Origin of the sequence: Jatrophihabitans sp., assembly GCF_036000465.1 — a bacterium.
Lineage (GTDB): Bacteria > Actinomycetota > Actinomycetes > Mycobacteriales > Jatrophihabitantaceae > Jatrophihabitans.
Window position 1 is genome coordinate 55,702 of the sequence record NZ_DASYFV010000016.1, and the last position, 10,854, is coordinate 66,555.

General features: G+C 73.5%; 10 protein-coding genes. 6 read left to right on the forward strand and 4 right to left on the reverse strand.

Annotated features, from left to right (window positions below; translation table 11 throughout):
- Positions 1–8: 8 nt before the first annotated feature.
- Together VGN18_RS06155 and VGN18_RS06160 are read right to left on the reverse strand one after the other, a co-directional pair.
- A complete protein-coding gene (locus tag VGN18_RS06155; RefSeq protein WP_327538776.1) occupies positions 9–1,007 on the reverse strand; it encodes a zinc-dependent alcohol dehydrogenase family protein in 999 nt (332 codons plus the stop codon).
- 10 nt (positions 1,008–1,017) lie between these two features.
- Entirely contained in the window at positions 1,018–1,332 is a 315-nt protein-coding gene (locus VGN18_RS06160; RefSeq protein ID WP_327538777.1) for a hypothetical protein, read from the reverse strand.
- A gap of 223 nt (positions 1,333–1,555) precedes the next feature.
- Between VGN18_RS06160 and VGN18_RS06165 the strand changes: the two genes are divergently transcribed.
- The 3 genes from VGN18_RS06165 to VGN18_RS06175 all read left to right on the forward strand — a co-directional run bounded on the left by VGN18_RS06165 (position 1,556) and on the right by VGN18_RS06175 (position 5,941).
- Positions 1,556–3,031: a GAF domain-containing protein gene (locus VGN18_RS06165; RefSeq protein ID WP_327538778.1), complete on the forward strand. Its 1,476-nt coding sequence runs from the start codon at positions 1,556–1,558 to the stop codon at positions 3,029–3,031.
- A gap of 142 nt (positions 3,032–3,173) precedes the next feature.
- On the forward strand, positions 3,174–4,577 hold the full coding sequence (locus VGN18_RS06170; RefSeq protein ID WP_327538779.1) for a wax ester/triacylglycerol synthase family O-acyltransferase: 1,404 nt from the start codon (positions 3,174–3,176) through the stop codon (positions 4,575–4,577).
- Positions 4,574–5,941, forward strand: coding sequence for a wax ester/triacylglycerol synthase family O-acyltransferase (locus tag VGN18_RS06175; protein ID WP_327538780.1), 1,368 nt, complete (start codon positions 4,574–4,576; stop codon positions 5,939–5,941). The genes VGN18_RS06170 and VGN18_RS06175 overlap by 4 nt, the downstream gene beginning before the upstream one ends.
- Here VGN18_RS06175 and VGN18_RS06180 read toward each other — a convergent pair.
- The gene (locus tag VGN18_RS06180) at positions 5,895–6,611 is read right to left on the reverse strand and encodes a DUF4389 domain-containing protein (RefSeq protein WP_327539062.1); all 717 of its coding nucleotides are present in this window, start codon (positions 6,609–6,611) and stop codon (positions 5,895–5,897) included. The genes VGN18_RS06175 and VGN18_RS06180 overlap by 47 nt on opposite strands.
- A 166-nt stretch (positions 6,612–6,777) precedes the next feature.
- On the opposite strand from VGN18_RS06180, the gene VGN18_RS06185 reads away from it, so the two are divergent.
- Positions 6,778–7,320 carry a flavodoxin family protein gene (locus tag VGN18_RS06185; RefSeq protein ID WP_327538781.1) on the forward strand — a complete coding sequence of 181 codons (543 nt, stop codon included), beginning with the start codon at positions 6,778–6,780 and terminating at the stop codon, positions 7,318–7,320.
- A gap of 14 nt (positions 7,321–7,334) precedes the next feature.
- On the opposite strand, the gene VGN18_RS06190 is transcribed toward VGN18_RS06185, so the two are convergent.
- Positions 7,335–8,210 (reverse strand): universal stress protein, encoded by an 876-nt coding sequence (locus VGN18_RS06190; protein ID WP_327538782.1) that lies wholly within the window; start codon positions 8,208–8,210, stop codon positions 7,335–7,337.
- Positions 8,211–8,425: 215 nt separating this feature from the next.
- Between VGN18_RS06190 and VGN18_RS06195 the strand changes: the two genes are divergently transcribed.
- Both VGN18_RS06195 and VGN18_RS06200 read left to right on the forward strand, forming a co-directional pair.
- Positions 8,426–9,319, forward strand: coding sequence for a hypothetical protein (locus VGN18_RS06195; RefSeq protein ID WP_327538783.1), 894 nt, complete (start codon positions 8,426–8,428; stop codon positions 9,317–9,319).
- A 114-nt stretch (positions 9,320–9,433) separates the two neighbouring features.
- On the forward strand, positions 9,434–10,843 hold the full coding sequence (locus VGN18_RS06200) for a cytochrome ubiquinol oxidase subunit I (RefSeq protein ID WP_327538784.1): 1,410 nt from the start codon (positions 9,434–9,436) through the stop codon (positions 10,841–10,843).
- The last annotated feature ends 11 nt before the right edge of the window (positions 10,844–10,854 follow it).

Sequence of the window (10,854 nt, forward strand, 5' to 3'; positions counted from 1 at the left end):
GGGCCACGTCAGTTGTGGAGGACGGCCGCGCCGTTGAACCGACCGTGCGCGAGGTCGGCGAGCGCGCGCGGGGCGTCGGCCATCGGGTAGGCGGTCGTCGTGGCGCGCAGGCCGAACCGGGCGGCGAGACGCAGGAACTCGGCACCGTCGGCGCGCGTGTTCGCCGTGACGCTGCGCAGCTGCCGCTCGCCGAAGACCTCGTCGGCATAGTTCAGCGGCGGGATGTCGGACAGCCAGATGCCCGCGACGGCGAGGGTGCCGCCCGGGGCGAGGGCGCGCAGCGCGGGCGGGACGAGCTCGCCGGCCGGGGCGAAGAGAATCGCGCCGTCGAGGGGCTCGGGCGGCGCCGCGTCGGAGGCGCCGACCGAGTCGACGCCGAGCTCCACGGCCAGTCGCCGGTTCGCCTCGCCCCGGCTGAGCACGTGCACCCGATGACCGAGGTGCAGGGCCAGCTGCGCGGTCAGGTGGGCGCTGCCGCCGAAGCCGTAGATGCCGAGGACGCCGCCGGGCGGCAGCTCGGCCCGCCGCAGCGCGCGGTAGCCGATGATGCCGGCGCACAGCAGCGGCGCGGCCTGCTCGTCGGCCAACTCGGCGGGCAGCGGGTAGGCGTAGGCCTCGTCGACGACGCACGCGTCCGCGTAGCCGCCGTCGACGTCCCAGCCGGTGAAGGTCGGGTGCTCGCACAGGTTCTCGCGCCCGGAGCGGCAGTGGCGGCAGCGGCCGTCGGTACCGGCCAGCCACGGCACGCCGATGCGCGCGCCCACCGCGAACCGGCCGGCAGCCGACCCGGCCGCCTCGACGGTGCCGACGACCTCGTGTCCCGGGACGGTGTCGGGGCGGCGGGGCGCGAGGTCGCCCTCGGCGAGATGGAGGTCGGTACGGCACACGCCGCAGCACGAGACCCGGAGCCGGACCTGGTGCGGCCCGGGGTCGGGAACGGCCCGCTCGACCCGGGTCAGCGGGCCGGAGTCGATCGGACCGGGCCGATGGACCACCCAGGCCGGCATGCGGACGCGATCAGCCGATCGTGACGTCGAACTCGGCGTCGACGAGGCAGGTCGATCCGGCGGCCCGGCTCGCGAACCGGCGGCAGCGGCGGCGCAACTGATCGAGCAGCTCGGCGTCGCCGAGCGGCAGCGACATCTTCACGTGGCCGAGGTGCACCTGCGGAAGGTCGAAGACGGCGGCGACGACCCCGGCGCGGGCCGACGGCGGCACGTGCCCGCTCGGCACGTGGAAGTCGACCCACGTGGCCCGGCCGTCCTGCCGGATCTCGGCCCGGACGTCGAACTCGTCGGCGAGCACGATCACGCCCGCGATCTGGTTGCGCACGTTGTCATCATCGCGCGCGGGGGCCCGGGCGCAAACCCCTCGAAGGTCACGGCCACCCGGGACCGACGTCCGGCCGATCCCGGGCCCGTCCCGGGCGGGGCGGTCCGAGATCGGGACTATTTGACCGATCCGCGCGATAGGTCGGAGGACTACCGTCGGGGACGGGCCGCCAGCACGACTGTTGGGGGTGAGGATCATGACCCGGACCGAGGTCGGATCCGATATGACAGAACGCCGGACCCGACACCCGAACCAGGTCGAGGTAGCCCTGCTCGACCGCAGCGGGACCATCGTCGCGGTCAACGAGCACTGGACCTCGTTCTGCCTGGCCAACGGCGGGGTGCCGGCCCGCTGCGGCGTCGGCACGTCCTATCTCGACGTCTGCACCGCGGCAGCGGGCGACCGCGACGCCGATGCCGTCGCCGAGCTCCTGCGGGCGGCGCTGGCCGGCCGGCTGCTCGCGCCCGAGCAGGTGCAGATCCGCTGCGACAGTCTCAGCCGCGTCCGCCGCTTCGACGTGTTCGTGGCATCCCGCCTGGACGACGCCGGGCGGTGCCTCGGCGCCACGGTCACGCTGTGCGAGAGCGCCGAGATCATCACCGCGGTCGAGCCGGACGAGGCGGCCTCGGTGCGGGCCCTGAGCGGCGTGGCCGGTGTCGTCGCCGACGAGCTGACGCTCAACCAGCTGCTCGGCCGGGTGACCGAGGCGGCGCGGGTGCTCACCGGGGCCGGGCACGTCACCGTCCACGTGCGCAACGCCCACGCCGACGCCCCCGGCTGCGTCGAGTGCGACGAGCGCCCCTGGGATCCCGGCGACGAGTCGACGGTCGTGCTCGACGCGCTCATCCGCTCCCGCGGCGTCCCTTTCGGCCGCCTGCACGCCGGCGCCGCGCCGGGCCGGACCTTCGGCGCCGCCGAGCGCCGCCACTTCGCCCGCCTGGCCGCCGTCGCGGGCACGGCCGTCACCAACACCCGGCTCTACCAGCGGACCGAACGCCAGCGGCGGTGGTCGGTCGACGCCGCCGAGCTGATGCAGGCGCTGCTCCAGGCCGAGACCCTCGATCCGGTGCGGGCCGTGCTGGAGCGGACCCGGCGCGATCTCGACCTCGATCTCGCGTCGCTCGACCTCGTGGTCGATGACGCGACGCTCGTCGTCGACACCGCCGTCGGCGGGTCCGCGAGTGACTTGACCGGCCGCCGCTTCCCACGCGCCGGCGACCCGGCCGACGTCGTGCTGCGCAGCGGCCGGCCGGTGCTCACCGACGACGGCGGCCCGCACCAGGTCGCGGGGCTGGACCTCGGCCCCCACGTCCACCTCCCGCTCGTCGCCGACAACCAGGGCCTCGGGGTGCTCACCGTGGCCCGGTCGCGGTCGGGTGAGCCGTTCACCGAGGAGGATGTCGACCACCTCGCCGGTTACGCCCGGTTCGTCGGCCTGGCCCTCGACCTCGCCCGGGCCCGTCGCGATCACGAGACCCTGCGCTCGGTGCAGATCCGCGACCGGATCGCCGCCGAGCTGCGGGACCAGGTCGTGCGGCGCGCGTTCTCGGTGGGCATGCGGCTGCAGGGCGTGGTCGAGCTCATCGCCGATCCGACCGCCCGCGAGCGCGTCCGCGAGTGCGTCGACGACCTCGACCTGATGGTGCGCGAGATCCGCGACACCGTCTACCGGCTCGACGACGGCGATGCCGCCGGCTGAAGTGCGCCGCGGCGGGTAGGGCGAAGGTCCCGGTGCACAGGGGCCCGGGCGAGGAACTTGGACCCTGTGCGCGAACGGCCCGGCGGCGTGGACTCGGAAGCAGGCCGGACCCCGCCGGCGCGCGCACCCGCAGGAGAGACCGATGGATCGGATGACCCCGCTCGATGCGGCGTTCTGGACGCTCGAGAACGAGCACGCGTCGCTGCACATCGCGGCGGTGTCGGTCTTCGAGGGCCCGATGCCGTCCTACGCCGAGGTCGCCGGCCGCTACACCAACCGGATAGCGACGATGCCGCGCTACCGGCAGCGCATGCGCACCGTGCCGTTCGGCCTCGGCTGGCCGGTGTGGGTCGACGCCCCCGACTTCGACCTCGAGTACCACCTGCGCAGCACCGGCCTGCCCCGCCCCGGTGGCGCGGTTGAACTCGAGACCCTGATCGGGCGGTTGATGTCGACCCCGCTCGACCGCAACCGCCCGCTGTGGGAGGCCTGGCTCGTCGACGGGCTCAGCGACGAGCGGTGGGCGCTGGTCACGAAGGTGCACCACAGCCTGGCCGACGGTCTCGCCGGCATGGACCTGTTCACGCACGTGCTCGACCCGATGCCGGGCGCCGGCCCGCAGCACCCGCTGGGCCGGCCGGCGCCGCCGCAGCGCCCACCCGGTCGCCCGCGGCTGCTCGCCGGCGCGGTCGCGGCCGGGCTCGCCTCCGGCCGTCAGGCCGCGCGGGACGTCGTGGCCGCCGGACGGCACCCCGCGACGGCGGTGCGCGCGGCCGGGGCCGGGGTGCGCGGCTCGCTCGGGTACGCGCGGGCGCTGCGGCCGTTCTCGTCGTCCTCGCTCGCCGGACCGATCGGCGGGTCGCGGCGTTACCGCACCGCCGTGGTCGACCGGGACGACATCGCGATCGTGCGTCGGGCGTTCGGGGGCTCGCTCAACGACGTCGCGCTGGCGATCGTCACCCATGGCTTCCGCGAGTTGCTGCTCAGCCGCGGCGAGGAGCCGGGCGCGCACACCGTCCGCACCCTGGTGCCGGTCTCGGTGCGGGCGCCGCACGAGGAGCACGACCTGGCCAACAAGGTCTCGGCCATCCTGCTCGACCTGCCGGTCGACTTCGGTGACCCGGTCGCCGCGCACGGGGCGGTGGTCGCCCGGATGCGCGAGCTCAAGCAGCACCACGAGGCCGACGCCGGCGTGCTCGCGACCGAGCTGGCCGGCCTGCTGCCGGCCGGGGCCGTCGCCCCGGCGCTGCGGGCGGCGTTCGCGGTGCCGCAGCGCGTGCTCACGACCGTCGTCACCAACGTGCCCGGGCCGCCGCGCCCGGTGCACCTGCTCGGGCGCCGGATGCTCGCGCTCTACCCCTACGTGCCGATCGCGGACCGGATCCGCGTCGGCGTGGCCCTCACCTCCTACGACGACCGGCTCTTCTTCGGCATCACCTGCGACCGCGAGTCCGTGCCCGACGGGGATGTGCTGAGTGCCGGCATCGAGGCCGGCCTGGCCGCGCTGGTCAAGGCCGCCGACACGACCGAAGGAAGCCCGTCATGACCCGACACCGGATGGCGGCAGGCGATGCGGCCTGGCTGCACATGGACCGGCGCACGAACCGCATGATCGTCAACTCGGTGATGTGGTTCGACGAGCCGCTGGACTGGGTCGCGGTGCGCGCCCTGCTCCAGGCGCGGCTGATCGACCGGTTCCCGCGGTTCTCGCAGCGCGTCGTCGACAGCGCCGGCGGGGTGTGGTGGGAGGACGACGAGCCGTGCGATCTCGAGCGGCACCTGCGCTACGCCCGGCTGCCCGAGCCGGGCGGCCAGGCCGAGCTCGAGCGTTACGTCAGCGACCGGGCGGGCGAGCCGCTGGCGCGCGACCTGCCGCTGTGGGAGATCCACCTGATCGACGGTTACCGCGGCAACGGCAGCGCGGTGCTGTCGCGCATCCACCACTGCGTGGCCGACGGCGTCGCCCTCGCCCAGGTCATGCTGTCGCTCACCGACGATCCGCAGGAGTCGGCGTCGGTCGCCGTCGCGGCGCCGCACGAGGCCGCCGGTACCCGCGTCGTCGACGGTCTGGAGCACCTGGCCGGCGGCATGATCGACCAGCTGCGCCACCCGACCCGGCTGCCGGGCCACGTGCGTGACGTCGTCGCGATCACCCGCGAGGTCGGGCGGCTGGTGATGATGCCGCCCGACACCCGTAGCTGCCTGCGCGGCGAGCTGGGCGAGCGCAAGAGCGTGGTGTGGAGCGAGCCCTACGCCCTGCGCGACATCTCGGCCGCGGCGCACGCCGGCGAGGCGACCGTCAACGACCTGTTGCTCACCGCGGTCAGCGGCGCCCTGCGCACGCACCTCGCCCGCCACGACGGGCAGGCCCCGGACGTCCGGGCCGTCATCCCGATCAACCTGCGCCCCCTCGACGAGCCGTTGCCGGTCGAGCTGGGCAACGACTTCGGGTTGCTGTTCCTGCAGCTGCCGGTCTCGGTCGACGGCTCGCTCGCGCGGCTGGCCGAGATGCACAAGCGCACCGAGCAGCTCAAGACCTCGACCGAGCCGGTGGTGTCGTTCGCCATCCTCGACATCACCGGGCACACGCCGTACCAGGCGCAGCAGGTCTTCGTCGAACTGTTCGCGGCCAAGGCGAGCGCGGTCATGACGAACGTGCCGGGCCCGCAGCGTCCGGTCTTCCTGGCCGGACGCCGCGTGCGCGGCACGATGGGATGGCCTCCCGAGTCGGGCCGCATCGGGCTCGGGGTGTCGATCATCAGCTACGACGGCGAGGTGCGCCTCGGGCTGATGACCGACGACCGTCTGGTCCGCGATCCGCGCCGGCTGCTCGCCGACGCGACGGCCGAGCTCGATCGGCTGCTCACCGGGTTACGGGCCGTGGCATCGGCCGGGGCATCGGCGGGCTGAGCCGCGCCGGGTCGCCGGGGTCGGTGCCGCCGTTGTCGAGCCGGAACGGCGGGTACTCGTCGGTCATCAACGCGGTGTACGCCATCACCCGGTAGGTCCACCGGTTCAACCCCATCGCGAAGTCGAACAGCGGGCGCGGGTAGGAGCCGGTGAACAGCAGCGTGACCGCGGCGACGAGCACGAGCAGCGCGATCAGGCCGAAGCCGCCCGCCTCCCACGAGTCGTTGGCCCAGCCGACGCCCATGCCGCCGGTGAACACCGCGACGATCAGGTAGTGCGGCAGCGCCAGCAGCCACCACTTCACCAGCACGAGCCCGCGCGAGAGGTGCTCGGGGTAATCGACGGTGAAGTCGGCCGGGTAGGTCGGGTCGGGCTTGAGGCTGAACGGCGGGTAGCGGTCGGTGCCGAAGGCGTCGATCGCGTAGAACGACACCCGCCACGACCAGCGCATCACCCCGACGTTGAAGTCGAAGATGCCGCGCGGGTAGCGGCCGGTGAACAGGATCGCGAAGCCGGCGACGATCGTCAGCACGAAGACGGCGATCCAGAGGAACAGCAGGATCACGAAGTGCGGGATCGCCAGGAGCCATTTCACGAGCCACAGACCCCTGCTCAGGGACGGATCCAGTCGGCCCGACAGCCGGGCCGGGTAGGGACGGTTCGTCGTCATCGCACTCACCACATCTCCTCGCCGGTGTTCCCACCTCACTTCCACCGTGGCGCGGCCGGTCGACCGCGGCCAGAGGCGACGGGCGGACAGCGCCGGTCGAACGACCTGCCCGACCCGCCCCGTTGGACCCTTCTGTCGTCCCCGGCGCCGTGATCGGCTGGCGGGCATGCGAGCAGCCGTCGTCTACGAATCCATGTACGGCAACACCAGGGCGATCGCCGAGGCGGTGGCGGCCGGGTTGGCGCCGTCGATGCCGGTGAGCGTCGTCCCGGTCAGGGACGCGCTGAGCGGGGCCGCGGTCGAGGAATTGCGGGCGCTCGACCTGCTCGTGATCGGCGGCCCTACGCACGCGTGGGGGATGAGCCGGCCCTCGACCCGGCGCGGCGCGGTCGAGGCCGCGGCCAAGCCGGGCAGCGCGCTCGTCGCCGAGCCGGGCGCCGACGGCCCCGGGGTGCGCGAATGGCTCGACCGCATGCGCTGCGTCGCGACCCGCGTGGCGGTGTTCGACACGCACTTCGCCGCGCCGGCCGGGCTGAGCGGGTCGGCCGCGCGGCGCATCGCGCGCCGGGTGCGGCGTCTCGGGTTCGAGCTCGCCGCGCCGCCCGTGCAGTTCCTCGTCACCAAGCAGAACACGCTGGTCGACGGCGAGGTCGGGCACGCGACCGAGTGGGGCCGATCGCTGGCCGCGCAGGTCGCGCAGCTGACCTGATCAGACCGCGCCGCTCACACCTCGGCACGCGGATGCACGACGGCCACCGGGCAGGTGGCGTGGTGCAGCACGCCCTGGCTCACCGAGCCGAGCAGCGACGCGACACGCGCGTGCCGGGCGTTGCCGCCGACGACCAGCAGATCCTGCGCGGCCGACTCGAGCACCAGGCCGGCGATCGCGTGCTCGCGGACGACCGCGCGCTGCACCGCGACGTCGGGGTACTTGTTCTGCCACCCGGCGACCGCCTCGGCCAGCCAGCGCTCGGCCCGCTCGGGGGCGGGCTGCTCGGGCCGCCACGACATCACGGCGGCGAGATCGGGACGCCAGCAGAAGACCGCCTTGAGCGGCACGCCGTGCCGGCTCGCGTGGTCGAAGGCGAAGGCGAGGACGTCGTCGGAGGCGCTCGATCCGTCGACCCCGACGACGACGCGGGCCAGCTCGGCCTTGTCCCCGGGCGGACCCTCGACGACGACCACCGGGCCGGCCGCGCGGGCGGCGACCACGGTGCTGACCGAGCCCATCACGGCCGCGCCGATCGCCGACAGCCGGCGCGAGCCGACGACGGTGACGTCGGCGTGCACCGACTTCTCGACGAGGACGTCCCACGGGATGCCCTCGACGACGGTCGCCCGCACCGTGACCTCGGGAAACGTCTCCTCGACGTGCGCGATCGCGTGCCGCAGGCGGGTCTCGGCCACGCCGCGCAGGTCGAGCGCGATCGCGCGGTCGTCGGCCAGCTCCCAGGGCACCGCCCCGGCGCTCCAGTGGTAGGCCCGCACGATGTGCAGCGGCCGGTTCCGGGCCCGCGCCTCGTCGGCGGCCCAGTCCAGCGCGGTCCAGCTCTCGGTCGCGTCACTGAGTCCGAAGAGGACCTCACCCTGCAGTTCCATGATCGTCTCCTCGCGGTGTCGTTTGCCCCTTTAGGGTCGTCCTCACCGCGGTCCCGGCCCAGGGTCGAGCGTCCCGCGCCCGGCCGGGGGACCGGTGCCCGTCGTCCCGACCCTGGAGTGACCTTCGCCCCTGGGGTGGGCCAGGGGGGCGGGACAGGGTCGAGTTGTCGGCACCTGCCCGTTCCGAGGCCGCTCCGTCGAGACGGAGGAACACCATGACCACGCTGCATGTCCTCCGTCCGGCCGCCGCCCCGGCCGTCGACGAGCGCCCGCCGGCGCCCCGCCTGATCGGCATCGGTGTTCGCGACCACGAGCACGACGACGCGACGATCGCCTGGGCCCTGGGCGACGCCGCGCCGACCGTCGACGCCCTGCACATCGTCCACGCCTACGTGCCCCTGCGCCTCGAGGGCTGCGCCTGGGAGCCGGTGTCGCGGGCCCGGGACGCGCGGTACCTGGCGGCCAAGCGCATCGTCGGGCAGGCCGTCCAGCGCGCGCACGTCACCGACGACCGGATGCGGGTCGCCGGCTCGGCGATCGCCGGCCTGGCGCCGGACGTGCTGATCGAGCTCGCCGACGTCGTCGACCTGCTCGTCATCGGCGACGACGCCGGTGCCCCGAGCGGCGAGCAGCACCTCACCTGGCCGGTGCAGGACCAGTCCCGCTGCCCGGTCGTGTGCGTGCCGTCGACCTACCGCGCCGGCCCGGACGAGCGGCCGGTCTCGGTGCTCGTCGACGGCTCCGGGCTGTCCGCCCCCGTACTGCTCTTCGCCGTCGCCGCGGCCCGCCGCCACCACGTCGGCCTGCAGGTCTCGCGCACGTGGGAGTCGCTGCACGACGGGAGCGACCCGGGCCCGACCTGGCTCGCCCACCAGCAGGAGGAGCTCGACACCCAGCTCGCCGACTGGCGCGCGGCGCTGCCCGACGTCGCGATGTCCGCCCGGCTCGAACTCGACGCCGAGTGGCCGGCCCGGTTGCGGGCCGGCAGCAGCCTGCTCGTGGCCGGCGCCGAGGCCGTGACCTCGCTCCGCTCGCGCGGCGCGGTCCGACCCGGGGACTGCCCGATCGCGATGGTGCCGGAAGTCCCGGGCCCGGCCCGGCACAGTTGACCGAAGGTCCCGTGCCGGACGGGTGCGACGGCCCTGAAAGCGGTCCGCGTGGCACGACAGGGTGATCAGGGACGAGACGACGTCCCTGTGACCCCCTGTGCCGAGAGGTGACCCGTGGACCCCACGACCCTGGCCCGGTGGCAGTTCGCCACCACCACCGTCTACCACTTCCTGATCGTGCCGATCTCCATCGGCCTCACCGCGCTCGTCGCCGTCATGCAGACCAAGGCCTACCGACGCCGCGGCACCGCCGGCGAGGAGGTCTGGGACCGCTCGGCCCGCTTCTGGGGCCGCATCATGCTCGTCCTGTTCGCGCTCGGCGTCGTGACCGGCATCGTGCAGGAGTTCCAGTTCGGCATGAACTGGTCGGCGTACTCGCGCTTCGTCGGCGACATCTTCGGGGCGCCGCTGGCGATGGAGGCGCTGATCGCGTTCTTCCTCGAGTCGACCTTCCTCGGCCTGTGGATCTTCGGCCGCGGCATCCTCAGCCCGAAGGTCCACCTCGCGACCATCTGGCTCGCCGCGGCGGGCACCACGATCAGCGCGTACTTCATCCTGGCCGCCAACAGCTTCATGCAGCACCCGGTCGGGCTGACCTACAACGCGGCGAAGAACCGGGTCGAGCTCACCTCGATCTGGAAGGTGCTCACCAACTCGACCCAACTGGTGACGTTCCCGCACACGATCCTGGCCGCCTTCATGACCGCGTCGGCACTGCTCGTCACGGTGAGCGCTCACCACCTGCGCAAGGACCGCGAGGCGGCCGACCCGGTGCACCGCGGCGTCGCCAAGCTCGGCATCGGCGTGCTGATCGTCGCCGCCGTCGGCGTCTCGCTCGTCGGCCACGTGCAGGGCCAGATCATGACGAAGCAGCAGCCGATGAAGATGGCCGCGGCCGAGGCGCTGTGGGACACGAAGACGAACGCGTCGTTCTCGCTGCTCGCCTACGCCAACGTCGAGCAAGGCCGAAACAAGATCGACATCTCGATCCCGGGCGGGCTGTCACTGCTCGCCACCAACAGCCTCGACGGCAAGGTCGAGGGCATCAACGACATCCAGAAGGCCGAGACCGCGAAGTACGGCAAGGGCAGCTACGTGCCGGTGGTCTGGATGGCCTACTGGATGTTCCGGCTGATGATCGGCTTCGGCGTGCTCGCCGCGTTGATCGCGATCTTCCTGGCGATCCAGTGGCGCCGCGACCGGCTGCTGCAGAGCCAGAAGCTGCTGCGGGTCGCCACCTGGACGGTCGCCCTCCCGCTCGCGGCCAACGCCTTCGGCTGGATCTTCACCGAGACCGCGCGGCAACCCTGGCTCGTCTACGGCCTGCTGCGAACGAAGGACGGCGTCAGCACCAACGTCGGCACCGGATTCACGCTGACCACGCTGGTGCTCTTCACCGTGCTGTACGGGGTGCTCGGCGTCATCTGCTTCCGCCTGGTGCACCGCTTCGCGACGGCCGGGCCGGACTCGCCGGCGGCGCCGCCGACCGAGCGCACCGACGAGCCCGTCCTGAACCTGGTCTGAGGGGTAGAGAC

What these genes read in the sequence shown, in the direction of transcription:
- VGN18_RS06155 (WP_327538776.1), bottom strand. Translation starts at nt 1,007, where the DNA reads ATGCCGGCCTGGGTGGTCCATCGGCCCGGTCCGATCGACTCCGGCCCG.
- VGN18_RS06165 (WP_327538778.1), top strand. Translation starts at nt 1,556, where the DNA reads ATGACAGAACGCCGGACCCGACACCCGAACCAGGTCGAGGTAGCCCTG.
- VGN18_RS06190 (WP_327538782.1), bottom strand. Translation starts at nt 8,210, where the DNA reads ATGGAACTGCAGGGTGAGGTCCTCTTCGGACTCAGTGACGCGACCGAG.
- VGN18_RS06175 (WP_327538780.1), top strand. Translation starts at nt 4,574, where the DNA reads ATGACCCGACACCGGATGGCGGCAGGCGATGCGGCCTGGCTGCACATG.
- VGN18_RS06185 (WP_327538781.1), top strand. Translation starts at nt 6,778, where the DNA reads ATGCGAGCAGCCGTCGTCTACGAATCCATGTACGGCAACACCAGGGCG.
- VGN18_RS06180 (WP_327539062.1), bottom strand. Translation starts at nt 6,611, where the DNA reads ATGACGACGAACCGTCCCTACCCGGCCCGGCTGTCGGGCCGACTGGAT.
- VGN18_RS06195 (WP_327538783.1), top strand. Translation starts at nt 8,426, where the DNA reads ATGACCACGCTGCATGTCCTCCGTCCGGCCGCCGCCCCGGCCGTCGAC.
- VGN18_RS06170 (WP_327538779.1), top strand. Translation starts at nt 3,174, where the DNA reads ATGGATCGGATGACCCCGCTCGATGCGGCGTTCTGGACGCTCGAGAAC.